Below are 25,477 nucleotides of genomic sequence, written 5' to 3'. Positions count from 1 at the left end.
CTATTGGCGCAGGCGCTTGGCTTCGGCCCCAAAGATCAGTAGCCCAGCGACAACAGAAGTGGCGATCGCGCTTGCAAAGGCGACATTCGAGTCGAGCTTGAGCGCCGGAATTCCCATGAGCATCCCGCATACGTAGGGCACGAGCCACACCAGCCACACACCAATGCTCAGGCGGTGGAAGCGTGAAAGCGTTTCGGGGTTCTTCTTCGCGTAGGCGATGGTTGCCCACGCGGCATGGATGATCATGAGGATGATCGCGAGCAGCCCGGTGGTTGCGTGCGCCAGATTCGCCGAGTTGCCTCGGGCGATTACAGACATGACAGCAGTTCCCGCGGTGTCAAAGACCAGGCCCATGTAGAAGAAGATGATGTGTCCGAGCTTGAGCGTGCCCGCTCGACGCTCGGCAAAGACGCCGATCGTGTAGAAAACAAGTGCCAGAGTGATAGCCGTAGAGGCGATTGCGATCATGGTTGTCCCGTTCCGTTGATTGATGGATCTGCAATCCATGCTAGGAACGCGTGCGTGAACAACAATCCCCTTGTGTTCACGCGAGGCTTTTACTTCGCGTTGTAGAGTCCTCGCTCAAGGAAAGTCAGCAAAAGTTCGCAGTCCTCGTCCCCCTTCTCAAGGGAGGTGAGCAGTGATCGCATGGTGAATTCTGCGATTGCCGAGGCTGCAGTTCCTTGGGGGAGTAGCGCCCAGTTAATGCGCGTGTCCTGCTCGAGGACGCTTTCGAGCTGAGCGCGCGCGTGTGCGAGGACGGAACCCATGGCCTCGTGCGCGGCTAAAAAGTCCTGTTTGGGGAGTTCTTCGTGGTCGCGGAGCCACTCGTGGTGAAAGGATACAAATGCTATTTTCGTCTGCTCCCAGAGTCTGCGGCAAAACTCCACGAAGGACTCATTGTCGTCGATTCGGCACAGTTCTTGCGAGAGTGAGAACTCAAAGTAGCGTCGCGCGGCGGCGACCATGATGTCGCTCTTGGAGGGGAAGACTTTGTAGAGGTATCCGATGGAAACTCCCGCGTCCTCGGCGACCGCTCGGGCGGAGATCGCGGCAAGGCCGCCCCTGGCGCCGATTGTGTAGGCGGCTTGGATGATGCGCTCTTTGTGGTCGAGAGTACTCACTTGTGGGTTCCTCGCCTGACGTGTTGGGGATGGGATGTGTCTATACTGAACACTGTTCATTATAGAGCGAAACCGGCGAGAGGAGGATTTCTGTGCCCAAGCAGGTCATTGATAAAGACAAACTCATCGACCAGGCGTATTCGATTGCCGCGCGCGAAGGAATCTCCGCGCTCTCCGTGCGAAAACTGGCCGCGGCATGCGGGATCGCCGTCGGCTCGGTCTACATGTACTTCCCAACAAAAGCGGACCTGACGGCCGCAGTATTCACGCGATTCTTCGGCCAGGCGCTGTTCGAGGAATGCTGCCGGGTTGATGGGAGCGAAACTTTCACGGACTACGTGCGGAAATTGCGCGGCGCTTTGGACGTGGCCTTGGCGGAAATGGACGTCGATTGGTTCGCCGAGATGCGCCGACTTCCCCGCAGTGAGCACGAGGCCTTGGAGGCTGCGCGCGGACCAATGCTGGCCCACATGGAACAGGGACTCCAGCACGTGTTGGAGGCGGATCCCGCGGTCGTGCGCTCACGGTTGGTTGGTGCGCTAAACCCCGAGAAACTGTGTCCTTTTATTCTGGGAACTATTTTTACTTCGCTCATGGAGGGCTCTGATTGTGAGCCCCTTTTCGCCCTTCTTGATACCAGCTTGTACGAGGCCGTGGCTGAGAGTCGTGCTTCAGAAAGCGTTGCCGCGGCCCTGATTGAAAAGAAAGATTGCTGATGACACTGCTCAAAATGAAGAAAGAGAACCTGATTACCGTGGCCGGTATTGTCTGGCTGCTGGCGGGTATGAACGTCGCACTGATCGGTGTGCGTGCTGCCGTTGACATGAGTGGTGCAGCTGTTGGGATTGTCGTTGCACTTGTTGTTGCTGCAGTTGCTGCTTTCTTCGCCTTCCACGCCATGTTCGGCAAGATCGTCCTGAAGAATGCGCAGAGGATTCGAAGCCTGGACGCAGATCGCCTGAACTTCCTGCAATTCTTGGATCTCAAGGGTTACCTGATCATGGCCTTCATGATGTCCTTCGGATTTGGGCTGCGCCTAAGCGGGCTTATTCCCAACTGGTTCTTCGCGTTCTTCTACACGGGTCTGGGATGTGCTTTGACGCTGGCGGGGGCCAGCTTCCTGCTGCACAGGGCGTTTGGTGAAGGCTGGACTTTTCATTCCCCGAAGGTGGACAGGGATGCTGTTTGTCGCGAGGAGAGGATTTCTTAGCGTTGCTAGCCTCGGATGGCTAATGGAGGCTTTAAAGGGGAATATGTTCTTGACCGGTTGCAAGCCGGTGAATTCGTTTGCCGAGCTTGTTACTGGCGTGCGTGGGCGAAGGGAGCCCACGCCATGTCGGGCTGTTCCGATCAGCCCGTGGATATATCTACCGTCAAGAAGAACGCCGAGGTTCATGGCTACACATATCTGAGGCCACTGACGAATCCCAGCTTGAAGGATGATCCTCACGCCACGCGCGAGGGTGGCGCGCACGATCTCGTAAATCTCGTACCAATACACATTCGCCTGCTTCCCGAAACTCTGGGACATGGCGACAAACGGGCTGGCGATGGCGGCACCGGTGGTGGGGTGTTTGCCGAGTAGGCCGAACTTGGAGATCGCCTGCTCGCACTGCACATACCGGGCAAACGCCTGCGCATACACCTCAATCAGGCGAGGCGCCACGAATTGGGAACAGCCACGTTGATCGAGCCGCTGCCACGTCTCCCGATAGACGAGGTCAGCGCCAAGCGGTTTGCCGTCACGCTGAATCTCCGACAGATAGTCCGATGGTTCGGGCATCGTCTCCCCGGCAAGCATCGCACCGTCGCAATTGTCATTACCTGCGAAGTCGAAGGGTTCATTGAGCGGGTCTTCCAGGCGGGTGGCGGGGCGTCCGGCGACGAGTTTCTCGCCCAGCGGGCCGGGCTTCGCGCCTGCACGCACGCGGCGTCCGCCCCCCTGTTGGTGCCGTCTTTGGCCATGGGTCGCCTCCCCGCCGTAGAATCGTCATGGTTTCGGTGCTGAAGTCCATGGGAGGTGTGAGTGGTTGAGTCTTTAAAACTATTCGTTCGGACCTACGTGTATTGGGTAGGGCTCATCCTCGGCTTCGCGATAGTGCCCGGTTCTCTGCTCTTCACTGCTGAAGTCGCCCCGGTGAACACTCCATTGTGGCTTGCACCTTTCGCCGGGCTGCTGCTTTTTGTCATTGATCGGCCATCAACATGGGAGCCGCCGCTCTGGCGAGCATTACTGATCCGAGTATTGGGTGCAGGATTTGCAGCCACCATGCTCATCGCGTTTGATGCAGTTGCTTCCACCCACTATGGATCTCAACACTGGAGTGAGACGCTCCTATCTTTCGGTCTCGGTTGGATTGTCTTCACGGTAGTGGCAGGACACATGCTCATGAGCAGCTCCGCCCGATTTGGCGCACCTGCTCACACGATCAGGGACGCGATCCGTACCTACACGACATGGATAGGAATCTGCTTCGGGATTTTCTATATCCCCGCCGCAGGACTCTCCGCAGCTGACACTCTTTTGATGGTTCTTCCGCTTTATGGAACGTTCCTCACCGGCCTGGTTCTTTTGATAGTTGACCCGCCACGACGATGGCCGCAACCGCGAGTGAAGGCACTGTGGATACGACTTTTGTCAAGCGGGGCAGCAGCATTACTACTTGTTGTCACGAACTCGTTCTATCGCAGTACTCACACACGCGAGATTTTCGTCGGGGACTGGCAGGAAAACCTGGTCTTCTTCGTGGGTGCTTGGGCACTTTATGCCGCAGCGGCTGGGGCCAGGTATCTTACGCCTGGCCACAGCCACGAAGCAGATGACAAACTCAGTAGATGAATTCAGCTAGAGCTTGACATGCTGCCCTCTTGGTTTCTTCGCTAGGCTCAACGCCCGAGTAGCCGTATGCCCCAGCCGCATTCTCCCAATTCACGCCATCAACCCCGTGCCACCAGTTCAGCGGATAGGACAGGCTCTGCCTCAGGTCACCGGTGTCGCGTTCCAGTGGGGGAGTGAATGAATGCAGAAAACCAGGGTGCCCGGGCGCCTCGAGAATCCCGCAGATCCCCAGAGTCTCGACGATTCCAACGGCCTCGGCCTGGTTGCAGGGAAACAACTTCGCGGTGCGGATAGCGGTCGCCAAGGCAGTTCCACTGGCCTTGTCCTCCATGGAATCAGCCAGCTCCAAGATCAACCGCAAAATCTCCACATCGCCATCACTCGCAGCCCTCCGCTCCATCGATACGAACTGCTCCAAGTAAAAGATCGGCTTCCCGATCGTCCCCCAAATACCGCCGCCCTTGTGCTTCACCCAGTTAAAGAAGGTGCCCGTTAGCTTCTCCGGAACCTCCTGAGTCCGGCCTCGATCGAGAGAAAACCAACTGCGCGCATACACATAGGACGCCAAAATATAGCGGTAATCCATGTCGCGCGAGGACAAACTATATAAAAACGCCTGCGCCGCATTCTCTAAAGAGACAGTCTCAAAGCATCGCTCCAACACATCAAGCGCCTGGTCGTGAGTAATTGGCTGGTCCTCAACAACAACGCCCATCTTTCGGGCATAAGCAAGCTCCTCAGCACTCACCGAATGCTTCTTCCGATCGTCCATTAAACGATTCAGAATCTGAACAGCCTTCTTATCCACGCTTGCCCCGCCCTTCGAAGTGCCCGGAGTGCTAAAACCTAGAACCCCAAAAGCCCTCGATAAATCGCCTCGTCCTCATCCGAGAACACATCAAAGACAACGACCATGGGGGACTGGGTCGCGGTGAGCCACTGATTGACCACGTCCACCGCGACCTCGGCAGCGGCCTGCTTCGGGTAGCCAAAAACGCCCGTCGAAATACAACAGAAGGCAAGCGAACCCATGCCGCTCTCCTGCGCCAAATCCAGGCAATTCAGGTACGAGCTCATCAGCTCGAAACGATGCATGTCAGCGTCCTCGCCGGCGGGCACAATCGGCCCGACCGTGTGAATGACGCGCTGCGAAGGCAGGTTATACGCGCCCGTAATCTTCGCCCTGCCCGTTGGCTCCTCGTGTCCCTGCTCCTCCATGAGCTGCGCGCACTCCAAGCGTAACTGGACGCCCGCGAAAGTATGAATCGCATTGTCAATACACGCATGCCCGGGCTCCCAACACCCCAGCATCTGTGAGTTCGCCGCGTTCACAATCGCATCCGCTGCGAGCCTCGTAATGTCACCGCGCCACAAGCGAATGTTCGGGTGCAGGGGCGCGACCTCGGCCTCGTCAATGGAAACAACGCCATCCCCGGCAATCAACTCACTGAGCAACTGATCCTGCAAAGCCAGCCACTGCGGCGAGGCAGGCATGGGCGGGCGCGTATTGACCAGCGCGCGGAACTGCTCCCACATCTCATCGACACTCGTCGGTGCGGGCACGTCGATACCGCGCTCCTCGCACAGTCCCGCAATCAGTGGGGTTAACAACTCAAGCATCCGGCTGGGCCACATAAGCATTCCTTTCCCAAAAGACGAGGGGTGACAACAGTGTAAATCCACGTCGGTGATAGGCTAACGCTGTTTCAGCAGCATGTACATAAACCCGGATAGCGTATGGGTTTTACGCCTTGACAGCCATCAGCATCGTCCGATTACCGCCAGCGGCGGTATAAATTGGCGGTAATCAGTCAGCGGAGGGCGCCCAGCTTCTCACTGACTCGTTCGTGCGTGTTACTTGTGCGTTCCTATTGCTACATTGAGCGATGAGAATTGGGGCTGAATTCCAGGCAGACAAGGAGTCCGACAATGAGGTACGCCAAGACTGTGGTGTTGGAGGGCGGGGAAGAACTCCTGGTGAGGAATGCCGTCGCCTCGGACGCTCGCGCGCTGCGTGAGACCACGCAACGCACGCATGTGGAGACCGACTATCTGCTGTCCTACCCGGATGAGCAGAACATCGACGATGAACAAGAGGCCCGCTCCCTAGAAGAGACAGAGCGCAGTAGCAACGAGGTCGAACTCGTCGCCGTCATCGACGGGCGGATCGTTGGAAGCGCAGGAGTTTCAGCAGTGCGCAGTCGGCGCAAGGTCGCGCACCGGGCGCGTTTTGGGATCAGCATCCTCAAGGAGTACTGGGGGATGGGGATCGGTCGGGTGCTGATGGACGCGAGCATTGACTGTGCTCGGAAGGCGGGCTACACCCAGCTCGAACTCGAAGTGGTGGCGGATAACGAGCGGGCAGTGTCTCTGTATCGGCGCGCGGGATTCGTGGAATTTGGGCGCAACCCCCGGGGCTACAAGTCCGCGTCTGCGGGATACCAGGAGCTCGTGTACATGAGGCTGGAGTTGTAGCGCCCCGGAGTGTAGCTGGCGGTTACGTGTCTAGCTTGAGGAGCCTAAAACCCCAGTTCCTTTAGTCGAAACGAGTGGGGGCACCTTGATGATGTGCATGGCGAACAGGCGTTCCATGTGTACCCCTTTGGCTCTCGGGGGCTCGCGTCGTTGGGTCCATCTCCAGGACGCTGAGGAAAGAGACCCCTGCTGTCAGATTTGCAGCTGTTCACAGATACGATGAGCCCATGACGATTATGCTTGTGCCCCTGACTGTCACCGAGCGTCCTGCGCTGATCTCGGACTTTCAGGAATCTTTCGAGCACTTCCAGGGCAACCCGCAGGGATCCTTCGTGGGGGAGCGTCTCGCCGCGCGTGAGCAGCCTCCGGCTGGTCCCAGCGAGGGCAGTGCAACGGCGCAGCCGATTCTCCCACTGTCCGACATTGAGGAGTCCCTGAATGCGCCGGGAGCGCTCGCCTATCGCATCCTTGAGGACGGCGAAGTCGTGGGCAACGTGATCCTCACCGTCGTCGGGCATCGAGGCGAGGTTCTCCTTTTCGCAATGAAGGCCTCGGTTCATTCCAGGGGAGTGGGGACGCGCGCCTGGTTCGCCATCGAGGCCGCCCACCCGCAGGTGAGGGAATGGACCCTGGTGACGCCCTATTTCGAGGTGCGCAACATCCACTTCTACGTCAACAAGTGCGGCTTCCACATCGTCGAGTTCTTCAACGAACATCACCCCGACACCTCGCATCTCCGCGGAGTGGGTGAGCCGATGGGCGAGGCTGACTACATGTTCCGCTTCGTCAAGCGCCTGGGCCGCTAGTGGTGTAGCCACTCAGTCGACGTCCTCGACGTTATCGGTGTTCGTGGTGGACCATCCCTGGTCGGAGTGTGGGCGCGCAGCAGATCGCCCGCGCTTGCAAGGCCAGGGTGAGCGCCTCGTGGATATCCCCATCGATGAGGATCGAGCGATCGCGGATCTCGACAGGGGCCTGCGCGTAGTCAAAGTTCACGCAAGCGTACGTTGCCGAGGCGTTGGTGTAGGTGTGATTCCAGAACGGGTACTTGATAATTCCCGGGGTATTTGCGCCAACACCAAGCTCAAGGAAGACGATATCGCCGCCCGCGTGGGCCTCGAGAAAATCTTGGTACCGGTGGGCAGCCTGATGCCATCCCGCATCCTCAACGAAAGTCGCATCAGCGCGCAGATTCATGCTCATAGGCTCGCCACACCTCGGACAGTAGGGGACAAGCTCGCTGGGGACTCGCATGTCATGCTGCTCCTTAATCATGCGCGCCACGATCTCAAAATTGTCATAGGTCGAGTCGTGACAAGGAATGCTGCACTGCCACAGGCCGTAGTCGCCCTGGGTGTAGAACAGACGTTCCTTGGGGAATCCTGCGAGCTGGAAGCGGTGGTCAACATTCGTTGTGAGGACGAAGAAATCCTTGCCTGTGAGCAGTTGAAGGAGATTGTCATAGGTGTCTTTAGGAGCCTCAACATAGCGGTTGTACCAGATGTGGCGACTCCAATACGCCCACTGTTCTTCCAAGGTTTTGAATGGATAAAAACCGGCCGAGTACATGTCGGAAAACCCGTAGGTCTCAATGAAATCCGCGAAGTATGCCTGGAAGCGTTTGCCACTGTAGGTGAAACCTGCGGCCGCTGACAGACCTGAGCCCGCGCCGACCATGACGGCATCCGCTGCGCTGATCGCATCTACAAGGCGCGAAATCTCGGCGTTCATTGTCTGGTTCATAGGAACTCCTACGGGTTTTCCGATCGTGTAATGGATTGGGGCTGCTTCAAATGCATGCCCGATTGTGAGTGCTAGGTGCACCCCTTACTTACGGACAACGCTGATGCGCTGGCCCACATGGTTGCCGGACTCGATTTCGTCGAGCATAGCCACGGCAAAGTCAGCGTAGGAAATGATGGATTCTCCGCGGTCGTTCAGCGTGAGTTCCTCGCCGCCAAGAATGTACTCGCCGGTGCGCTCACCATCGGCCTGGAAATTGCAAGCGGGCGAAATGTAGGTCCAGCGGACGTCCTTGCGCTCGCGAAGCTCGGCGAGGGCCTCGGCCATCGCAAGGGCAAGAGGCTTAAAGGCCTCGGGGAAATCAGGGGTCTGAGCGACCGTCAGCGTGTGCGCGGGGTTCACGTACAGGCTGCCAGCTCCGCCGACGACCAAAAGGCGAGTGTTGCTGCCGGAGAGGATATCGCTCAGGTGAGCCAGAGTCGTTGAATGCTGAGGGAGGGTTTCCGGTGTCCAGGCGCCGAAAGCGTCAACAACCGCGTCAAAGCCCTCAAGGTCCTGAGCGCTGAGCTCCATGATGTCCTTGATGACGGCATTCTGGGCGGGACTCCTGTTTTCAGAGCGGACAAAGACGGTCACATCGTGTCCGCGTTCCAGTGCTTCCTTGACGATGAGCTGTCCGGCTTTTCCGTTTGCTGCGACGACTGCGATTGACTGAGCCATGAGTTTTCCTTCGATTATTTGTGCGAGTAAATCACTCTGTTTTTGTACGTGTGACAGCGTAGAATTAATGCAAGCAATTCGGAAGTAGGCACTATTTTATGCTATAGGTACCTAAAAGTGACTATTGTCGCTGACCTGCGAAGATAAAAGGAGAAGATAATGAATTCACGGCTTGAGAACTTGCCGCCATGCCCAGTTGAGACGACTTTGACCCTGATTGGGAACAAATGGCAGGTATTGATCTTGCGAGATCTGAGCGGTAAGGGAACCATGCGTTTCAAAGAACTCCAGCGCTCGATCGGCTCGATTTCACAAAAGGTCTTGACGACGAATCTGCGCACCATGGAGGACGCCGGCATTGTCCACCGTGAGGTTTTTGCCGAGGTCCCGCCTCGCGTCGAGTACTCGCTCACCGAGCTGGGCCACAGCCTGCAGCCCGTCCTCGAGGCCATGCGCGTGTGGGGTGAAAACTATAAGCAGCAGTTGGGTGCTCTTCCGCGTCGAGCGTAGCCTTAAACCGTGAAAATCCTTGTCGTTCCCATGTTGGCCCGCTCGCAGATGGGCGGCCCATGGTCGCGTGCGCAACAGATCGCCCGCGCTTTCCTCAGCCGTGGACACGAGGTCGCGCTCGCATGGGGAGACGACGGAAACTGCGTCGATCCCGTCGCTCCGACATGTGAAATTCCCGTTCCCTCACCCCTTGGTCTTCCCGAGGCCATCGCCCGTCACACCTTTCCGCTGGCCTCGCGCCTGGGACTGATGGGACGCAAGCCCGTTCATAGTTTCGAAGAAGTGCTGTGGTTAACGGGCTCATTGGACTACCGCTACAGCTGCGTGGCCGTTGAGAAGCTGCGCGAATTCATGCGCACTTGGTGCCCTGACGTTGTCTACTCGGAATTCAACTTGGCTGCGGTGATCGCCGCCCGCGCCGAGGGAATCCCATGCGTGGGCAGTGGCTCGCAGCCGACGACCGCCGCCTACGCCTCAAACCCGCGAAAATCAGCGGGAATTCGACGCCTACTGCGCGAGATGGGCATGCCCGCCCCGGCCTCGTCCCTGACCATCCTTAAGGGGATGAAACGGCGTTTCATCCCGAGCTGTCCCGCGCTGGAACCGGAGGCGGGGGAGCGGGCGATCTACTGCGGTTTTCTTGGCGATATGCCGAATCTGGATGCTCGCAGCACCGATCGTGATTGCGCGGTGGTCTACCTCGGTTCGGGCAGTGTCCCCGCGGGAGTTGCCGTGCGAGTGGGCCGGCAGCTCTCGAGCGTGCTTGGCTGCGATGTGTACGTCGCAGGTGTGCCCGAAGCGGTCTACGCCGCAGCTGGCCGCGAGGTGCATTGCGCGCCTCGCCTCAACTTTGCCGAGCTCCTCCCTCGCGCCCGCGTCATGGTCCATCATGGCGGGCAAAACTCGATGATGGACGCGCTGGCTTATGAAGTCCCCCAAGTCGTCGTACCTGGGCGCGTGTTTGAGCGCCAATTCAACGCCGAGGCCGTCGAGCGCACGCGCTGTGGCTTGAGCGTGCGCGCACCCAAGCCCGCTCTCATTGCCGAGGCCGCGCTACGCCTCGTTAATGAAGTGGCCCCGAGTGGTGGGCTTTCGAGGCTGCGCGACGAGCTGTCGGAATTGGGCGGAACTGAGCGGATTGTCCGCGAGGTTGAGGAGATTCCCTACTTGTAGAACCTGCCCTGGTGGCAGATGCTGGGGCCTAGTGGGCCGAGTGGGCCTAGTGGGCCTGAGCAGAAGCTTTCTTACTTGAACTGCGCTATTCCCCAGACTCATTGGCGCCGTTTGGAGGCATTGACACCGGTTGGAGCTTTGGATATGCGGTTTTTGGGGTATGCGATGCCTCCAAGTGGTGTCAATCGCGCCTAATAGTGTCGATCCGGCCTACTGCTGTTAATCGGCGCTGCGACAGGAGCTGCGCCACTCACTGACGCTCTCAGTTCCACCCGCGCAGGATGGCCTCGAGGCCTCGCTCAAACTGGGTGACAAAATCGTAGCGATCCTCAAGGAGATCCTGGATGAGTGGTCGCAGTGCCTGCGCGTCCTCCGGGCTCAATGCGGCGCTCGCGGCCTGCAAATCGACAGGCTGCTCAGTGGTGCCGCCCACGGGCGGGACGACCTCGGCGGCAACGAAAGCCGTCGTATAGATCGACACGGCGTTGACCAGACCGAGCATGTCTGCGTTTGGAGTAAAACCTCGCCGGGCGAGCGCCACGAACACACGCGCCAGCTGAGAGAGCTGCTCGGGAGTCGACATCGGGTGCGTGAGCAGCAACATGACCGTGCCCGGATGCGCGCGAAGTGTGGCGGCCAGGCAGTGTGCGTACTCGCGCATGTAGGCCAGCAGTGGCGAGGCCGAGGTGGCCTGGGGTGCTCCTGGCGCGGCGGGCGTCGCCTCGTGTGAAGCTGTGGACTCAGAGTGCTCCGGCACGTCCACTTTCCCGCCCTCAACGCGAGCCAAAAATGAGTCGAAAGTCAGACGCCAAACCTGTTCCGAAATGCCCTCCAACAGAGCAGCTTTGTCGGGAATATGGCGATAAAACGCGGCCTGGGAGACGCCTAAGCGCTTTCCCAAAGACCGCAGAGATAGGGCGGAGAGCCCCTCCTCATCAACCAATTCGAGCGCAGCAGACAAAATGATGTCTCGCGATAGCGCGCGTGGCTTTGATGATGGCATGGACTCTCCGCTCGGGTGGATTACTCCTTGTGATAACGAAACTTTATCAGTGCAAGCGCGGCGAACGCGGCGAAGAATCCCAACAGTGCGCCGATTTGTGGGGCGATATCAGCGAATCCAAGACCATCCAAACTCACCTTGTTGATTGCGGCGTTGGCCCAGTATGCAGGGGAGAGGCGTGCAGCGTGTTGAGCCCAGTCGGGGAAAGATGAAACTGTGCAGAATGCTCCGCCGATTCCTGCGGCGAGCATGCCCACGATGTTCGACATGGACAGAGCGGCATCGCGACTGTGCGACCACAGGGCAATTGCAACACCCAGGGCCGATAGGACCGCCGAAAAACTCAGCAGTACCGCCATCAATGCAAGTAAAGAGCCCTTCGGGCGATACCCGAAAATCGCTGCACCGAGCACGAGCACGACCGTGATCTGCACGGTCTGCATAATGTAGGCAACCAACGCCTTACCGGTCAGGATGGATGCGCGCGAGGTCGGAGAGGCCTCGAGGCGCTCCCACGTTCCCCAGGAATGCTCGTTGAAAAACGAGCCAATGATGTTCTGGACGGCGAGGAAAGAAAAGAGAATCGCCATCGAGGGAACCGCCTGTTCGGCGCCGGTGGCTCCCGTGTATCCGTCGGCCAGGAGCATTGATTTAAACGCCGGCATCATGAAAGGAATCAAGACGAGCGGGATCACCGTCAGGATGAGCGTCGGTGCCGGGTCGGTGAGTTGGAGGCGGATATTCAAGCGGGTCATCGCCCACAGCTGCTTAAGCTGCGACATGGTCACTCTCCTCGATGATGTGCAGGTATGCGTTGTGCAGGCTCGGTTGGTCGATCTTTACATCGACAAGGCGTGCTCCCGCCAGGGCTGGCGAGGCCAAAACTTCGCCGATACGTGCGCCCGGGTCGGCCTCGTCCCCGCTGTGGCGCAGTACGTTGCCGTCGGCGCTCCAGCCCTCGAGCGGGGTGACGGTGCGGTCGAAGGTAAGCGTGACCTCGGCGCTGCCGTGGGCGGAAATGATCTCCTCAAGGCTTCCGCGGGCAACGATTCGCCCCTCGCTCAGGATTGCGATGTCAGAGCCAAGCTCCTCGAACTCCGCGAGGTAGTGCGAGGTGTAGACGACGGCTGCGCCTTCTTCGGCCAGTTGACGGACCGCGCTCAGGATCTGGCTGCGCGCTTCAACATCTGCCCCAACCGTGGGCTCGTCCATGAAGATCAGTCGAGGCCTGTGCATGATCGCCATTCCCGCGTGGAGCCTGCGCTGCTGGCCACCCGAGAGATGCGAGGCGCGTTGGCCTCGTTTTTCACTCAGGCCAAGCAGGTCCATGACCTCGCCGGCGCGCACGACGGCTTCGCGGCGGCCAAGCCCGTGTAGCTCCCCGAAAGCGGTGAGATTTTGGGCGACGCTCAGGTCGGGGTAGATGCCGAGTTCCTGTGGCGCATATCCGAGCAGCTGGCCAATGTTGTGCGCTGCAGGATTCTTTCCGCAGATGCGAACGCTGCCGGCGTCTGCTCGCTTCAGCCCGCACAAAATGGTGATGAGCGTCGATTTTCCGGCGCCATTTCGTCCGAGCAGTCCAAGGATTTGCCCTGGTTCGACGCGAAGGTCGACTCCGCGCAGAACTTTGTGGGTGCCGTAGCTCTTGTGGATTCCCTGAGCTTCTAGGGCGGGTGAGTGTGGTTGTGACACGGTCATTCTCCCATCGGTTAACAGTGTTAACTTTGTGTCGAGATAGAGGTTAACACTGTTAACTTATGGATGCAATGCGGTCCTGAAAGCCGAAGTGAAAAGCCTACTGGCTCACTGACAGCGTTTGGAGGCATTGACACCAGTTGGAGCTTTGAACGAGCGGTTTTTGGGGTATGCGATGTCGCCAAGTGGTGTCAATCCGGCCTGCTGGTGTCGATCGCGCCTACTGGCGCGGGAAAAGCAGCGGCAGAGCGTGGCTGAGCTGGCGCGAAACCGAGGCTAGAGAGTGCGTCCCGTCCTCATCGATCCATACCTGCAAGCTCTGAGGCGTCATCAGGGTTGGATACTTGCGGTAAAACTCATCGAGCTGCGGATTCATGTCGTCCAAAGCAGGATCATCTGAACCGACACTGGCGATAATGCGGAAATCCTGCGGCCCCATCTCGCGGCTGCGCACCCCCAAGGTTACTTCGTCGGCAATCTGGGGTAGGGGTGCGTCATGATCGCGGCCAATCCATGACTCCCCGGCCATCGGCATATAGCCGTAGAAATAGTCGGGGTTCAGGGCGAAAACATCCCAGGTCGTAATCCCGCCCATGGAAAAACCGCCAAAAGCGCGGTGCGCGCGACTAGCTTTTAAGGATTCATCCGTGGTGTCGCCGCCCGCGTAGGTAGAGTAACGCGACTCGATTGTGTCAATCAAGGTGTTGATCTCACTGGTCGCAAAGAAGCGATTGAGCTGATAATCCGTTTCAAAATCATCGTTCACGAAAGAGCGATCAGGGTAGTACGTTGCAAAAACAACGATTGTTGGAGAGACCGTGCCGCTGCGCTCCAGGTCATCAATGGCCGGCGAGACCTCGTCTGCCATCTCTTCCGCACTACTCATCCACCCGTGAGTCAGGTACGCGATATTGGCAGGTATTCCCTGTACGTATGTTGCCGGAACGTAGACCAAGGCCTGCTTCTTGTAGGTGACGCCCTGGTATTCCTGCTGATAATCCACGGTGTCGATCCGCCCGTGCAAGGGAATCGGATTCTCCGAGGCCGCGGGAATGATCACCGTTGTCCCGTCCGCCTTCTCGTGGTGGGTAACTGCGGGGGAGGGTGCGGAGGCGTGATAGGCCTCGTATCCTGCTGCGCTGACCAGGCCGGTTGCTGCCACTAGAGTGCCCACGGCAAGCGCGATCGTTCCCCTGCGGCCACGAGGCCGTAGCTGTCGCGCCGGGCTCGCTGAGGTTTCGGGGGTGGGTGAGGTCGGAGTGCTCATCGGTGAAGTTCCGTGTAGCTCGTGCGTGTTGACCTCATATGGTCGATTTTAGGTCCGCGAGTGTGGCACTGCGAATGCGCCTTCGCTACCGGTGGATAGGATTGAGACACCAACTGGACAAAGGAGTTGCCATGATTGCTGTTACGACCCCAACCCTTGAAGGAACGCCCATTAAGCGTTACATCGGAATTGTTTCCGGAGAGACGATCTCGGGTGTGAACTTCTTCAAGGACATCGGCGCGGGTTTGTCGAACCTCTTTGGTGGCCGGGCCACGAACTATGAAGAGGAGCTGTCCGAGGCCTCGAAAACTGCGATCGACGAGATGTGCCAGCGCGCGAAGGCAATGGGCGCGAACGCGGTCGTCGGCGTGCATGTCGACTACTTCACCGCCGGAGCTGACAATGGAATGCTCGCAGCAATTGCCACGGGCACCGCTGTTGAGGTCTGAGCGTATTTATTGACTAAGAATCCCCGCACTTCAGGCGCAATCTCGCGGCTCGAGGTGTGGGGATAATTCTTGCTACTTCCTTGATTTCTCCTTGGGGAACTCTGTAAAATCGCACAGTATTCAATCCTGTATCAACAAGCAATGGTGGTTGTGTCATGGCGAAACTTCGCGGTTTAGTTCGAGTGCTGGGTGCTCTTGTCGTTATTGCCCTAGTCTTCCTCGGTGGAATGAAAATGGCTCCCTACCTGGGATTCTTGGGATTCAATTCCAAGAAGGTCACGACCGACACTACGACCATCACCAACTCTTTCTCTGATATCGCGGAGCTTGCGACTGAGTCCTACATCTTCACTGAGGTTGGCAAATACTCCGAACAGGGGACGCAGATTTTTGGCCTGGAGGTTCCCGGAACAGGAGCGTCATTCCTCATCACCTACTCAGGTGAAGTGAAAGCCGGCATTACTGACATCAGCGCGATCAAGGTTGAACGGGATGAGAGCAAGAAGGTCATTAAAGTAACCGTGCCGGCAGCCCAGGTGATCTCGACCAAAATCGATCCCTCGTCGGTCAAGACCTACGACCAGACCTTTAGCTTGGCAAACCGCCTCGAAGTCAATGAAGTCACCGGTTTCCTTGCGAACGAGGAGAAGCGTGCATCCGAGGATGCCGTGAAGCGCGGCCTGCTTGAGAAGGCACAAAAGCGTCTGGACGAAATCGTCACCGGCCACGTCAAGGCAGTCTTGGGCGACGAGGCCAAAGACTACGAGGTGAGCGTAAGCGTCGCCGAGTCGAAGAACTGATTGCCGAGGCCGGGGCTAGCTCTCGAGAGAAGGCTCGCCGTCTGCATTCGCCTCGGGCAGAGTCGGGAGAGCGCCGCTGTCGGCAGGGAGTGCCGCGCAGGTCGTCTTAAGTAGCGAGGCTAGGTCTTGCGCAGCTTGGGTTCAGTATTTGCTTCCCTCGCGCCTCCACTGAACGTAGTCGTGGTGGATGTACTTGTGTGCCCACGCGCGGTCGAGGGGTGCGAACTCGCTGAGGTGGCCGCAGCCGGTCGATAGGTCATCGGCAATTTCAACAATGGCCTCGTGCAGTTCAAGCGGCTCAATGAAGCGATGCGGAATTGCCTCGTAACCAATTTGTGCACCTATGATCGTGCCCGCGAGCGCGGCGGTTGAATCGCTATCGCCGTTGTGGTTCGAGGCCGCGGCGATCGCTCCCGCGAAATCCCCCTGATGGCGCAGCGCACACAAGACCCCGATCGCCAGGGTTTCTTCCGCAACCCAGCCCTCGCCAAGCTCGTGGATCGCGTCCAGGTCGCTGAGCCCAGACGAAGCCAGTGAAAGCGCGCGTTCCATGATTTCTTGCAAAGCGCCAATCATCCGCGCCTTGGGGAATGCCTCGGAAAGGGTTGCGCTCGCGGCGGCGACGGCCTCGGGAAGGGGAGAATCCTCGTGGACGATCATCGACACAATCTGCGCGAAGGCTCCCGCGGGAAGCCACCCCAGCTCATGGCCGTGAGTGAGGGCCGCAATTTCCGCGCCCTGGAGCTGGATATCGGCGTAGGTCATGTGGCGAGTCATGTTTGAAAAACTCTTTGAGTAAAAGAGGCCGACCGGCGCAACGCGCATGATCCCGCCACAACCCTTTGAATCGTTGATTGGGGATTCAAGAGTCCCATTAGCCCCAGTGGCGCATGCCGTCATGCACGTTGTCCCGGGCGCTCGCCGCGCGAAAAGCTCGGGGAACCCGCTGACCCAAGCGCAGCGAGTGCGTTCGCTAAAATCCTCGGTTTGCGTCCGGTACCAGTCCTGATACATGAAGGACATGTAGTAGCTGATCGAGGCCATAATGCCGCGCAAGGCCCCTCGGGTATGCGCAAAAAGCAAGCCTTCCGCGGTGTAGAGGGTCATCTGAGTATCGTCAGAAAAACGCGCAACGCCCTGCTCATCAAGGACGTAATCGGTAATGCCTGCGGGGCCGAAGCGCTGAAAAATTTGTGGTTCGCGGAGGAACTCGACGGTATAGCCCAAGGCGTCTCCGGCGGCCTCGCCAATGAGTGCGCCGCGGTAGCGATCGCGTTTGTCCATGAATCCTCCTTAGAACATGAATATTTTACAGTGCCCGGATTGGCCAGTACACCTGTAAAAACGGCGCAATCTCGCGTTTTTCTGACACTTTGTCGCTGCGAAGGGCGGGCGTGCAGTCCTAAACTTGCCACGTTACCCACGAAGGAGGCCTCACAGTGCCGGGATTGGAACCCTACGACGCAATCATGCTGCTGTCCTACGGTGGCCCCAACGGCATGGACGATGTCCTCCCCTTCATGCGCAACGCAACGCGAGGCCGCGGAATCCCCGACGAACGCCTACTCCAAGTCTCGAAGCACTACGAGCGTTTCGGCGGAGTTTCACCCATTAATGCCTGTAATCAACGCCTGATCGCTGACATATCCGCTGAGCTTTTACGTCGCGGATATGACATCCCCGTCGGCTGGGGAAACCGCAACTGGCATCCCTTCGTCGCCGAGGGCCTAGACGAGCTCGCCCAAGCCGGCGCGCGACGGATCCTTGTGCTGCCAACCTCCGCCTACGCCTCGTATTCGGGGTGCCGTCAGTACCGCGAAGACCTTGCCGAGGCCGCGCAGTCCCTCAGCGAAAAGTGGGGGAGTATCGTCCTTGGCACAGAGGACAGTGCGGACAACCCGAGCGCCGACATCATTGTCGATAAGGTACGCCCCTACTATTCGACGCCCGGCATGGCCAGTGCTGAAATTGCCTCGATCCGGCGCGCATGGTCGGCCCTAGTCGAGGGTGGAGCTGATCCAAACGGGATCCGACTGATTTTCGTCACCCACTCCATCCCCGTGAGCATGGAAGAAGGGTCCTCTCCCTTCCCCTTCCCTTCGACTGTTTCTTCCCCCGCTACCGAGGCCAGTGAAGAGCTTGAAGTTGAAGAAAACTCATCTCTAGGTACTCCCGCTTCCGAAATTAGTTACGTGGCCCAGCACCATGCACTGATTCAAGCGATCATGCCGGAAGTACGTCGGGTCTTGGGACGCGAGGAATTGGGGTACGACCTAGCATTTTGTTCGCGTTCAGGCCCGCCGCAGGCACGCTGGCTGGAGCCCGACATCAACGATTTCCTCCGCGAACTGATCGTCCCGGAAGGCCAGGGAACGCCGGAAGGAAACGAGGCCTCGGGAAGTGGAAAGCCAAGCGGCGTAGTTGTCGTGCCGATCGGCTTTATCTGCGACCACATGGAGGTTGTCTACGATCTGGACACCGAGGCGAAGGAAACCGCTGCGGAGCTTGGGATTGCGTATCAGCGCGCGGAAACCATCTCTACGGACCCCGCGTTTGTCTCATCGCTGGTGGACGTGTTGGAAGAACGCGCGGCTCAAGCGAGGGGAGAAAACCCCTTCCGCATAACCGTGACGGGTACGGGGCCTTTCCATACGGTGTGCCCCCAGGATTGCTGCTTGGCTCCGGCTCGGCCTGCGCATTCTGAGCACTCTGCAGAAGCGGGCACTCAACATGCAAGCCCGCATGCTCCACTTTCTTCCGACGGCCCTGCTCGAGTCGCCGGTCAATCCGCCATACAACAGGAGGAATCAATGGCGTTCTTGAACCGTCGTGCGGCACAGTCCGCTGAAAATGCCGAAAATAGCGCTCACTCTGAGCCTGCGCCCGAACACGTTGCCGAGCATGCTCCGCACCACCATGCCGCGCACTCCTACGTTCCTGACCCGCGCGACCGGACCGATATTGACTTGGACCAGGTCAACGGTAAGCAGCACTACGCGCTGTATTCCGTGTTTGCATTGGGCGAGTTCTTGCCGGCTGATGATAGCGAGCGCGCCAATATTGTTGCTGAATCCCTGGACTACGTGAAGAGCGCGGGCGCAGAAATCCGCGGTTTCTATGACGTGTCCGGCTTCCGCGCCGAGGCGGACCTGATGGTGTGGTGGCTTGATGATGACCCCGAGGTCTTGCAAGACGCCTACCACCGCCTGCGTGCCAGCGCGCTGGGGAAGTTCCTTGAGCCCGTGTGGTCTTGCATGGGTCTGCACACTCCCGCCGAGTTCAACAAGCGCCATATTCCTGCGTGCTTTGGTGGGGTTGCGCCGCGTGATTGGGCGATGGTCTACCCCTTCGTGCGCTCCTACGACTGGTACTTGAAGGCTCCCGAAGAGCGCTCGCGGATCATGGCCGAGCACGGGCGGAACGGCTTCTCGCAGTACCCCGATGTCAAGGGCTCGACCCTGTCGGCCTTCGGATTCTCCGACTACGAGTGGGTTTTGGCTTTCGAGGCCGACAGCCTGGACCGTCTTGAGGGCGTCATGCACGCCCAGCGCTACACCGAGGCTCGTCTATACGTGCGCGAGGACACCCCCTTCTTCACCGGTCCCCGCGTGAGCCTGCAGGAGTGGGCAGAGCGCCAGCCGAGGGCGTAATCTGCACCGCTTGAGGAGATGACCGTGACTCTTCCTGAAGGCCTCGTTGCCTGCGAAGACGGCCGTGTCCGCCCGACCTGGGCGGCTACGGACCCGCTCTTGCGCGAGTACTACGACAACGAGTGGGGAAGTCCGGTCACTTCCGAGCAAGGCGTCTTTGAACGCCTCGTCCTTGAGAGCTTTCAATCCGGCCTTTCGTGGTCAACGATCCTCAAGAAACGCGAAGCCTTCCGCACTGCCTTCGCATCCTTCATTCCCGAGGCCGTTGCTGCCTTCAGCGATCAAGACCGCAAGCGCTTGATGCAGGACGCGGGCATCGTGCGAAATAAGCGGAAGATCGAGGCGGCAATTACCAACGCGCAGGCAGTTATTGCGCTTCGCGGTGCTCTAACCGCCGAAGCTGACGCGCACCGCGCTGGGCGTGTGGGGGAGGCGCCGCTTGCGCACCTGCTACGGCCTCGGCAATCCTATCCGCGACACTTGGGCGAACTCGTCTGGCTCTATCAACCTAGCCAGCATCCTCTGCCCAAAAATGCTGGGGAAGTGCCCGCCCAAACGGAAGAATCTCGTGCTCTCTCAGCCCAGCTCAAACGTCGAGGCTTCGTCTTCATTGGCCCGGTGACCGCACTGGCTTTGATGAGTGCGATCGGGATTGTCAACACTGACATCTTGGGAACGTGGAAGCGGCCGTTGAATTAAAGGGGCCCAGTTTTTATAGAGGCTGCTGCAGGTGAATAGAAACGGGTCTAGAGTGAAAATATGACTCCAGAGATTACTGATCCGAGGTTTAAAGCAATCGCAGAGGAAATTCGGAGGGATCCGGAAAACGCCTCGTTTACAAAGCGCGGTATCGACCCACTCTTCTTCGCTGGACCCGAATGTCGGATCATGATCGTCGGCCAAGCTCCCGGCCGCGTTGCCGAGGAAAGCGGAATCGTCTGGAACGACCGAAGCGGTGATCGTCTTCGCGAATGGATGGGGATCGATCGCGATACCTTCTATAACTCGGGGAAGCTGGCCATTGTCCCCATGGACTTCTACTTCCCGGGCACCGGAAAGAGCGGTGACCTGCCCCCGCGCAAAGGCTTCGCGGACAAGTGGCACCCGCGTCTGCTCGAGCTCATGCCTGACCTGAAGCTCACTATTCTGGTCGGCTCCTACGCGACGAAGCGCTATCTGCAGCTCAAGTCCTCGGTCTCGCTCACGCAGGTCGTCAAGGACTACCGCGACTACCTGCCCGAGTTCTTCCCGCTCGTGCACCCCTCGCCTCGTAACCAAATCTGGATGAAGAAGAACCCGTGGTTTAACGAGACCGTCATTCCGGATCTGCAAGAGCTTGTCGCGCAGATTATGAAGTGACTTTCTTAGCGAGTTCTGTTTCCCCGAAGGCAGTGGTGTCTTTGGGGAAATCTTTATCCACGATTTTTACTCCCACTCGCTTCCGTTCGTGCGCCAGCCAATGAACGTCCAGACAACGGGGAGTGGGTAATTCAAAACCCACTGTGTCTGGGGTGAATGTGTTTGAGGAGAATCGCTGTGATCGTCAGGAAGATCGCTCTTAGTCTGCACTGCTGGAACCTCAATGAAATGATCGCGTGCATAGGCATCGAACAAACGTTGCTCACGCGCAGTGAAAGGCTCAGGGCGTGCCAAACGACGCAGGTCAGCCCTGGCCTCGTCAAAGGAATTGAAGCGCATCGGTCGATAGGTATTCATCGTTGCAGTGACTGGAATGCGGCCGAGGTAACGCAGCGCGCGCAAGACCTCGGGGACGGTACTGGGGCGCTTCGCTTTGCGACCCAGGTAGGTCAAGAGCCTGGGATCCGACGATGGCGGAAGGCTATTCGGGACGACTACGGCGGCTTTGACTCTCGCTGTGGCGTCAAGCTTTGAGATGCGGCTGAGAGTGTGATCGCTCATCAGGGAGCGTGAAGCGAAAGCGCAGTCGACGCTGTTCTCTCCCAAACCGGCCAGACTCCAGTCCTCATCCCAGGCAAGCAGATGCGAGGTAATAGGAAGATTCTCGGCGGTGGCGCGCTGATCGAGGATAGCCAGCATGGCCTCGGCAAAGTCGCAGGCGTGGACGTGGTGGCCGGCCCTCGCAAGGGGAAGCGCAAGTGTGCCCGTCGCGCAGCCCATGTCCAAGATCGTCTCGCCCATCGCGGGGGAGAGTAAGTCCATGAGCCAGAGTTCGTAGTCCTCGGTCGCGTAACGGGTGAAAGTCGCCGCACGTTTGTTCCAGTAGTCTTTGGAATCTCGGTTGATCGAAGCGGGATGCGGACTGTTGTCATGCGGCATGAGTAGTGTCCTTTAGCGGTCTGGCGGCGTCATTACCTTTTCACCATGATAGGTGTGGTGTGTGCTCGGTGCCTTATTCTCAAAGTAAAAAGCGTGCAATAATTGTGCAATGACGAATCCAGCTGTAATCCCGAATTTCTCCAGTGACTATCAAGAAGGCGCGCGTCAAGAGGTCATCGATGCCCTGGTCGCCACCAACATGGAGCAAACAAGTGGTTACGGTACCGACGACCACTGCGAGCGTGCGCGCGACCTGATCCGCACGGCCTGCGACGCGCCCAATGCGGACGTCCACTTCCTCGTCGGCGGAACCCAAACAAACGCCACCGTCATTGACGCGATCTTGCTGCCGTGGCAGGGCGTGATCGCGCCTCACACCGGACACATCAACATGCACGAGGCGGGCATTGTTGAGCGCGGTGGCCACAAGATCCTCGACATTCCCGCGAAAGAAGGCAAGATCACGGCCGCAAACGTCATCCGCGTTTGCGACGCGTGGGAAGGCGATGGCGCGCGCGACCATATGATCGCCCCCGCGCTTGTCTACATTTCCCAGCCCACCGAGTACGGGACCCTGTACTCGCTTCAAGAACTCGAGGACATTTCCGCCGCATGCCGCGAGCGTGGCTTGAAGCTTTTCGTCGACGGCGCCCGTCTGGCCTATTCCCTTGCATCGCCGGCAAATGATGTTTCACTCGCGGACGTCGCGCGCCTGTCGGATGTGTTCTACATCGGCGGTACCAAGTGCGGAACCCTTTTCGGCGAGGCCGTCGTCATCCCCGACGGTGGGTCGATCCGTCAATTCGTTACGCAGATGAAGCAGCATGGTGCGCTGCTTGCGAAGGGCCGCCTCTTGGGTGTCCAGTTCGAGGCCTTGTTTGAGGATGACCTCTACCTGACTTTGGGTGCTCCCGGCGTTGCCGCCACTAAGCGAATCCGTGAGGCTCTGATCCGCGCGGGTTATGTCGTCACGATGGACTCGCCGACGAACCTGACCTTTGTCGCCTTGGATCAGGCCGGACATGAACGGCTCTCGCGCAAGGTGCAATACGGCATTTGGGAGACCCTTCCCGATGGTCGTCTCTTGGCGCGCTTCTGTACCTCGTGGGGAACTCCTGAAGAGGACATCAAAGCTTTCGAGGCCGCGCTGGCCTGATAGCCGCCACGCCTGTTGCGCTCCCTCCACGTGAGGCGCGCTCGGCACCGCACCCGGGATCCGTTCCCTCCACATGATGTCGGTAAATGTCATGCGTTATAGCGTGTGTCTTTTCGTGACTTCGTGTGTTAGGCGGGATGAGGTTGCCCAGCTGAGCTGACTGCCGGCTCGTTTCCACTCCCTCCACATGCAGTTTGGCCCTCCGTTCTTCCCGAGGCAGCATCTGGTCGCTCCCTCCATATGAAGTCGGTAAATGTCATGGCTTATAACGCATGTCTTTTCACGACTTCGTGTGACAAAAAGGGCAGGGAAGGTGCGGGAGCGTCGCGTGGAATGAGCTCCCATCGAGACAGGCAGCAAACGGAACGAGCTCCCATCGAGACAGGCAGCAAACGGAACGAACTCGCATCGAAAGGCTCCAACTGACACAAGCACGCTACGCTTGAACAGTGACAACCGACGCTACCGATTTCGCTGCCCCTGACTTCTCCGCACTCGCGGCCTCGCGCCGCTCAATCCGCGCATACACGGATCAGCAGATTCCACAGGACATCCTGGACGCACTCCTCAAGGACGCGACAACAGCCCCCAGCTGGTCCAACACTCGTGCCTTCCGCGTTGCATTGGCAACAGGGGAGCGCGCCGATCGCCTGCGCAAAGAATATGTGCGACGTTTCAACCAGACCTTGGATATCCAGCACCACAAGCGCTTTGCAACGATCAAAACTGCACTCAAGCGCGAACTTCCCGATGGAGATTTCCCAGTCTGGAAGCCTTACCCGAAGGAGCTTCGAGCCCCTCAGGTCGAGGTCGCGAAACTGGTCTACGGAGCATACGGCGTTGAGCGCCGCGACTACGAGGGGCGTGACAACGCGAACCGCCGCAACGTCTCCGCTTTCAACGCCCCCGTCATGGGCTTCGTTTTTGTTCACGAAGACATGCTCCCGTGGAGCGCAATGGACGCCGGCCTCATGCTCCAAACATTGTTCCTTTCAGCGAAAGCTCACGGCGTCGACTCGTGTGCAATCGGTGTGCTCTCGGCTTGGCGTGGCCCGGTCGAGCAGGAGTTTGAGATTCCCCAGCACTACAAGCTGATCACCGGTTTCTGCTTGGGCTACGCAGATAGCGAGGCCCCAATCAACCATGTGAACGCGCCCCGTCCGCCGATCCAGCTCCTCGAGGGGAAGTGAGCGGGCCCAAACAGTACCTTTCTGTCGCATTCGCTTACGTTGGCGTCGTCATTGGTGCGGGCCTTGCCAGTGGTCAAGACCTTCTGCAGTACTTCCTTTCTTTCGGAGCGAAGGGCCTGATTGGCATTGCCGTCCTGGGTGTCCTCAACATTGTCTTCGGCGTTGTGGCCCTGCAGCTTGGGTCCTACTACCGATCAGGCGATCACGACGAAGTCTTTGAGCGCATAGCCCCGCCACTGGTTCGTCGCGTGATTGACGTCGTTCTGGTCTTTTCGGGCTTCGCGATGGGCGTCGTCATGCTCTCTGGCGCGGGAGCGAACCTGGAACAACAGTTTGGAATCCCGGCATGGGCGGGAAGTGCGATCTGCGCGGTTTTGGTTGTCGTCACTGCCTTCCTTGATTTTGATCGCATCATGAAAGTCATCGGTGTCTTCACCCCGATGATCATTGTTGCCATCAGTATTTTGACGATCTACTCGCTTGCGCGCCCGCATCCAGGCATCACCGAGCTCAACGCTGCCGCGCAGAATGTTACCCCTGCGCTTCCGAACTTGTGGCTCTCGACAATCAACTACTTCGCACTCTGCGTGGTCAACGGTATTGCGATGGCTTTCGTTTTGGGAGGTTCCGTCCTGCGCATCGATGTGGCACGCAAGGCCGGGAGCTTGGGCGGTGCGCTGATTGCTCTCGTTATTGCAGCCGATGCGGTGACGCTTTTCCTCAACATGGATCGCATCTGGGATGTGGGAGTGCCGACGTTGGAGATCGCCCGGCGCATTCATCCGGCTTTCGCGCTCTTGTATACGCTCATCATTTTCGCGCTGATCTACAACACGGTCTTTTCCCTGTTCTACTCAACGGCTCGACGCTTCTCTGGCGGTTCGGATCAGCGCATGCGAGTGATTCTGACAGGGGTGACCGCTGCGGGTTATGCGAACTCCCTGCTGGGATTTAAGAAATTGGTTGGCGGCATGTATCCGATCATCGGCTACCTGGGGATTGCACTCCTCGTGGTCCTTGCGATCGCGTGGCTGCACCGCCGCGCCTCGGTAATCCGCGAAGAAAATCTGCGTCGCAAGCTGATCCGCGTGCAGGTGCGCAAGCATGCCGATGGCCTTGAGTACACAGATGCGGACCGCGCCGAGGTGCAGACACTCGCCCGTGCCTCGGTCGTCGAAGGAACGCAGCTGCGCCGCGACGCCGACTCGATTGCGGAACAGATCGTCGCTTCCCACGATGACGCCGCCGCCTATGCGCGCACTCAACTTCCCGTCGACGAGGACTTGGTTGCGCAGCAGATTGCCGAGGCCTTGCCGGATTCCACGGACAGCAAGTAGTTTCCCCATTCGAACGAACTCGTAGCTTTCTTTCTTCTTTTGTGATTC

At 58.6% G+C, this 25,477-nt stretch carries 27 protein-coding genes and 1 pseudogene; 15 read left to right on the top strand and 13 right to left on the bottom strand.

Features of this window, described 5'->3' with window-relative positions:
- On the bottom strand, window positions 1–468 hold the full coding sequence (locus tag HMPREF1627_RS10780; RefSeq protein WP_034501924.1) for an HsmA family protein: 468 nt from the start codon (window positions 466–468) through the stop codon (window positions 1–3).
- 89 nt (window positions 469–557) lie between these two features.
- Window positions 558–1,124: a TetR/AcrR family transcriptional regulator gene (locus HMPREF1627_RS05875; RefSeq protein ID WP_034501921.1), complete on the bottom strand. Its 567-nt coding sequence runs from the start codon at window positions 1,122–1,124 to the stop codon at window positions 558–560.
- 92 nt (window positions 1,125–1,216) lie between these two features.
- On the opposite strand from HMPREF1627_RS05875, the gene HMPREF1627_RS05870 reads away from it, so the two are divergent.
- Both HMPREF1627_RS05870 and HMPREF1627_RS05865 read left to right on the top strand, forming a co-directional pair.
- Window positions 1,217–1,840: a TetR/AcrR family transcriptional regulator gene (locus HMPREF1627_RS05870; protein ID WP_034501919.1), complete on the top strand. Its 624-nt coding sequence runs from the start codon at window positions 1,217–1,219 to the stop codon at window positions 1,838–1,840.
- Entirely contained in the window at window positions 1,840–2,334 is a 495-nt protein-coding gene (locus HMPREF1627_RS05865; protein ID WP_052040861.1) for a hypothetical protein, read from the top strand. The genes HMPREF1627_RS05870 and HMPREF1627_RS05865 overlap by 1 nt, the downstream gene beginning before the upstream one ends.
- Window positions 2,335–2,586: 252 nt before the next feature.
- Here HMPREF1627_RS05865 and HMPREF1627_RS10190 read toward each other — a convergent pair.
- Window positions 2,587–3,089: pseudogene (locus HMPREF1627_RS10190) on the bottom strand (P27 family phage terminase small subunit); the annotation flags it as partial.
- A 61-nt stretch (window positions 3,090–3,150) separates the two neighbouring features.
- On the opposite strand from HMPREF1627_RS10190, the gene HMPREF1627_RS05850 reads away from it, so the two are divergent.
- On the top strand, window positions 3,151–3,963 hold the full coding sequence (locus tag HMPREF1627_RS05850) for a hypothetical protein (protein ID WP_034501913.1): 813 nt from the start codon (window positions 3,151–3,153) through the stop codon (window positions 3,961–3,963).
- Here HMPREF1627_RS05850 and HMPREF1627_RS05845 read toward each other — a convergent pair.
- Entirely contained in the window at window positions 3,953–4,771 is an 819-nt protein-coding gene (locus tag HMPREF1627_RS05845; protein ID WP_234305262.1) for a hypothetical protein, read from the bottom strand. The two genes, HMPREF1627_RS05850 and HMPREF1627_RS05845, sit on opposite strands and share 11 nt — an antisense overlap.
- Before the next feature lie 38 nt (window positions 4,772–4,809).
- A complete protein-coding gene (locus HMPREF1627_RS05840) occupies window positions 4,810–5,583 on the bottom strand; it encodes a protein-ADP-ribose hydrolase (protein ID WP_234305261.1) in 774 nt (257 codons plus the stop codon).
- A gap of 309 nt (window positions 5,584–5,892) precedes the next feature.
- On the opposite strand from HMPREF1627_RS05840, the gene HMPREF1627_RS05835 reads away from it, so the two are divergent.
- On the top strand, window positions 5,893–6,438 hold the full coding sequence (locus tag HMPREF1627_RS05835; RefSeq protein ID WP_034501910.1) for a GNAT family N-acetyltransferase: 546 nt from the start codon (window positions 5,893–5,895) through the stop codon (window positions 6,436–6,438).
- A 227-nt stretch (window positions 6,439–6,665) separates the two neighbouring features.
- Entirely contained in the window at window positions 6,666–7,244 is a 579-nt protein-coding gene (locus tag HMPREF1627_RS05830; protein WP_034501908.1) for a GNAT family N-acetyltransferase, read from the top strand.
- A gap of 31 nt (window positions 7,245–7,275) precedes the next feature.
- Here the strand turns inward: HMPREF1627_RS05830 and HMPREF1627_RS05825 are convergent, their stop codons facing one another.
- Both HMPREF1627_RS05825 and HMPREF1627_RS05820 read right to left on the bottom strand, forming a co-directional pair.
- Window positions 7,276–8,181: an SIR2 family NAD-dependent protein deacylase gene (locus tag HMPREF1627_RS05825; RefSeq protein WP_234305260.1), complete on the bottom strand. Its 906-nt coding sequence runs from the start codon at window positions 8,179–8,181 to the stop codon at window positions 7,276–7,278.
- 84 nt (window positions 8,182–8,265) lie between these two features.
- Window positions 8,266–8,901 (bottom strand): NAD(P)-dependent oxidoreductase, encoded by a 636-nt coding sequence (locus tag HMPREF1627_RS05820; RefSeq protein ID WP_034501906.1) that lies wholly within the window; start codon window positions 8,899–8,901, stop codon window positions 8,266–8,268.
- A 159-nt stretch (window positions 8,902–9,060) separates the two neighbouring features.
- Here HMPREF1627_RS05820 and HMPREF1627_RS05815 point away from each other — a divergent pair, with 159 nt between their 5' ends.
- Together HMPREF1627_RS05815 and HMPREF1627_RS05810 are read left to right on the top strand one after the other, a co-directional pair.
- Window positions 9,061–9,411, top strand: coding sequence for a winged helix-turn-helix transcriptional regulator (locus HMPREF1627_RS05815; protein ID WP_034501903.1), 351 nt, complete (start codon window positions 9,061–9,063; stop codon window positions 9,409–9,411).
- Between the two features lie 30 nt (window positions 9,412–9,441).
- Window positions 9,442–10,584: a glycosyltransferase gene (locus tag HMPREF1627_RS05810; protein ID WP_034502004.1), complete on the top strand. Its 1,143-nt coding sequence runs from the start codon at window positions 9,442–9,444 to the stop codon at window positions 10,582–10,584.
- A 262-nt stretch (window positions 10,585–10,846) separates the two neighbouring features.
- Here HMPREF1627_RS05810 and HMPREF1627_RS05805 read toward each other — a convergent pair whose 3' ends face one another.
- The 4 genes from HMPREF1627_RS05805 to HMPREF1627_RS05790 form a co-directional block, all read right to left on the bottom strand.
- Window positions 10,847–11,587: a TetR/AcrR family transcriptional regulator gene (locus HMPREF1627_RS05805; RefSeq protein ID WP_034501902.1), complete on the bottom strand. Its 741-nt coding sequence runs from the start codon at window positions 11,585–11,587 to the stop codon at window positions 10,847–10,849.
- Between the two features lie 20 nt (window positions 11,588–11,607).
- Complete coding sequence (locus tag HMPREF1627_RS05800) at window positions 11,608–12,369, bottom strand: ABC transporter permease (protein ID WP_034501901.1); 762 nt, start codon at window positions 12,367–12,369, stop codon at window positions 11,608–11,610.
- Window positions 12,356–13,279, bottom strand: a complete 924-nt coding sequence (locus HMPREF1627_RS05795) for an ABC transporter ATP-binding protein (protein WP_081940774.1) — start codon at window positions 13,277–13,279, stop codon at window positions 12,356–12,358. Before HMPREF1627_RS05795 ends, HMPREF1627_RS05800 begins: the two co-directional genes overlap by 14 nt.
- Before the next feature lie 223 nt (window positions 13,280–13,502).
- A complete protein-coding gene (locus tag HMPREF1627_RS05790) occupies window positions 13,503–14,549 on the bottom strand; it encodes an alpha/beta hydrolase (RefSeq protein ID WP_034501899.1) in 1,047 nt (348 codons plus the stop codon).
- A 131-nt stretch (window positions 14,550–14,680) separates the two neighbouring features.
- Between HMPREF1627_RS05790 and HMPREF1627_RS05785 the strand changes: the two genes are divergently transcribed.
- The gene (locus HMPREF1627_RS05785) at window positions 14,681–14,998 is read left to right on the top strand and encodes a heavy metal-binding domain-containing protein (RefSeq protein WP_034501898.1); all 318 of its coding nucleotides are present in this window, start codon (window positions 14,681–14,683) and stop codon (window positions 14,996–14,998) included.
- Window positions 14,999–15,153: 155 nt separating this feature from the next.
- Window positions 15,154–15,798: a DUF4230 domain-containing protein gene (locus HMPREF1627_RS10185; protein ID WP_081940770.1), complete on the top strand. Its 645-nt coding sequence runs from the start codon at window positions 15,154–15,156 to the stop codon at window positions 15,796–15,798.
- 141 nt (window positions 15,799–15,939) lie between these two features.
- Here the strand turns inward: HMPREF1627_RS10185 and HMPREF1627_RS05775 are convergent, their stop codons facing one another.
- Window positions 15,940–17,082, bottom strand: a complete 1,143-nt coding sequence (locus tag HMPREF1627_RS05775) for an ADP-ribosylglycohydrolase family protein (RefSeq protein ID WP_034501897.1) — start codon at window positions 17,080–17,082, stop codon at window positions 15,940–15,942.
- Between the two features lie 155 nt (window positions 17,083–17,237).
- On the opposite strand from HMPREF1627_RS05775, the gene hemQ reads away from it, so the two are divergent.
- Genes hemQ through HMPREF1627_RS05760 form a run of 3 tightly spaced genes read left to right on the top strand, consistent with a single transcriptional unit; the run spans window position 17,238 to window position 20,807 of the window.
- Window positions 17,238–19,448: a hydrogen peroxide-dependent heme synthase gene (hemQ, locus tag HMPREF1627_RS05770; RefSeq protein ID WP_034501896.1), complete on the top strand. Its 2,211-nt coding sequence runs from the start codon at window positions 17,238–17,240 to the stop codon at window positions 19,446–19,448.
- Window positions 19,449–19,466: 18 nt separating this feature from the next.
- Complete coding sequence (locus tag HMPREF1627_RS05765; protein ID WP_034501895.1) at window positions 19,467–20,147, top strand: DNA-3-methyladenine glycosylase I; 681 nt, start codon at window positions 19,467–19,469, stop codon at window positions 20,145–20,147.
- 60 nt (window positions 20,148–20,207) lie between these two features.
- A complete protein-coding gene (locus HMPREF1627_RS05760) occupies window positions 20,208–20,807 on the top strand; it encodes a uracil-DNA glycosylase family protein (RefSeq protein ID WP_034501892.1) in 600 nt (199 codons plus the stop codon).
- A gap of 66 nt (window positions 20,808–20,873) precedes the next feature.
- Here HMPREF1627_RS05760 and HMPREF1627_RS05755 read toward each other — a convergent pair whose 3' ends face one another.
- Entirely contained in the window at window positions 20,874–21,746 is an 873-nt protein-coding gene (locus HMPREF1627_RS05755) for a class I SAM-dependent methyltransferase (RefSeq protein ID WP_034501890.1), read from the bottom strand.
- A gap of 109 nt (window positions 21,747–21,855) precedes the next feature.
- On the opposite strand from HMPREF1627_RS05755, the gene HMPREF1627_RS05750 reads away from it, so the two are divergent.
- From HMPREF1627_RS05750 to HMPREF1627_RS05740, 3 genes are all read left to right on the top strand, one after another.
- Window positions 21,856–22,902 (top strand): threonine aldolase family protein, encoded by a 1,047-nt coding sequence (locus tag HMPREF1627_RS05750; RefSeq protein ID WP_034501888.1) that lies wholly within the window; start codon window positions 21,856–21,858, stop codon window positions 22,900–22,902.
- Between the two features lie 449 nt (window positions 22,903–23,351).
- Complete coding sequence (locus tag HMPREF1627_RS05745; protein WP_034501886.1) at window positions 23,352–24,092, top strand: nitroreductase; 741 nt, start codon at window positions 23,352–23,354, stop codon at window positions 24,090–24,092.
- Window positions 24,089–25,429, top strand: a complete 1,341-nt coding sequence (locus HMPREF1627_RS05740; RefSeq protein ID WP_034501883.1) for a membrane protein — start codon at window positions 24,089–24,091, stop codon at window positions 25,427–25,429. Before HMPREF1627_RS05745 ends, HMPREF1627_RS05740 begins: the two co-directional genes overlap by 4 nt.
- The last annotated feature ends 48 nt before the right edge of the window (window positions 25,430–25,477 follow it).

The organism is Actinomyces sp. S6-Spd3 (assembly GCF_000758755.1).
Lineage (GTDB): Bacteria > Actinomycetota > Actinomycetes > Actinomycetales > Actinomycetaceae > Pauljensenia.
Note: the sequence above shows the minus strand (reverse complement) of the source record. Positions and strands in the feature narration are given on the sequence as shown.

Coding starts and splice junctions, on each gene's coding strand:
- HMPREF1627_RS10780 (WP_034501924.1), bottom strand. CDS start 468: ATGATCGCAATCGCCTCTACGGCTATCACTCTGGCACTTGTTTTCTAC.
- HMPREF1627_RS05865 (WP_052040861.1), top strand. CDS start 1,840: ATGACACTGCTCAAAATGAAGAAAGAGAACCTGATTACCGTGGCCGGT.
- HMPREF1627_RS05840 (WP_234305261.1), bottom strand. CDS start 5,583: ATGCTTGAGTTGTTAACCCCACTGATTGCGGGACTGTGCGAGGAGCGC.
- HMPREF1627_RS05835 (WP_034501910.1), top strand. CDS start 5,893: ATGAGGTACGCCAAGACTGTGGTGTTGGAGGGCGGGGAAGAACTCCTG.
- HMPREF1627_RS05830 (WP_034501908.1), top strand. CDS start 6,666: ATGACGATTATGCTTGTGCCCCTGACTGTCACCGAGCGTCCTGCGCTG.
- HMPREF1627_RS05825 (WP_234305260.1), bottom strand. CDS start 8,181: ATGAACCAGACAATGAACGCCGAGATTTCGCGCCTTGTAGATGCGATC.
- HMPREF1627_RS05820 (WP_034501906.1), bottom strand. CDS start 8,901: ATGGCTCAGTCAATCGCAGTCGTCGCAGCAAACGGAAAAGCCGGACAG.
- HMPREF1627_RS05815 (WP_034501903.1), top strand. CDS start 9,061: ATGAATTCACGGCTTGAGAACTTGCCGCCATGCCCAGTTGAGACGACT.
- HMPREF1627_RS05810 (WP_034502004.1), top strand. CDS start 9,442: ATGTTGGCCCGCTCGCAGATGGGCGGCCCATGGTCGCGTGCGCAACAG.
- HMPREF1627_RS05805 (WP_034501902.1), bottom strand. CDS start 11,587: ATGCCATCATCAAAGCCACGCGCGCTATCGCGAGACATCATTTTGTCT.
- HMPREF1627_RS05800 (WP_034501901.1), bottom strand. CDS start 12,369: ATGTCGCAGCTTAAGCAGCTGTGGGCGATGACCCGCTTGAATATCCGC.
- HMPREF1627_RS05790 (WP_034501899.1), bottom strand. CDS start 14,549: ATGAGCACTCCGACCTCACCCACCCCCGAAACCTCAGCGAGCCCGGCG.
- HMPREF1627_RS05785 (WP_034501898.1), top strand. CDS start 14,681: ATGATTGCTGTTACGACCCCAACCCTTGAAGGAACGCCCATTAAGCGT.
- HMPREF1627_RS10185 (WP_081940770.1), top strand. CDS start 15,154: ATGGCGAAACTTCGCGGTTTAGTTCGAGTGCTGGGTGCTCTTGTCGTT.
- HMPREF1627_RS05775 (WP_034501897.1), bottom strand. CDS start 17,082: ATGGACAAACGCGATCGCTACCGCGGCGCACTCATTGGCGAGGCCGCC.
- HMPREF1627_RS05765 (WP_034501895.1), top strand. CDS start 19,467: ATGACCGTGACTCTTCCTGAAGGCCTCGTTGCCTGCGAAGACGGCCGT.
- HMPREF1627_RS05760 (WP_034501892.1), top strand. CDS start 20,208: ATGACTCCAGAGATTACTGATCCGAGGTTTAAAGCAATCGCAGAGGAA.
- HMPREF1627_RS05755 (WP_034501890.1), bottom strand. CDS start 21,746: ATGCCGCATGACAACAGTCCGCATCCCGCTTCGATCAACCGAGATTCC.
- HMPREF1627_RS05750 (WP_034501888.1), top strand. CDS start 21,856: ATGACGAATCCAGCTGTAATCCCGAATTTCTCCAGTGACTATCAAGAA.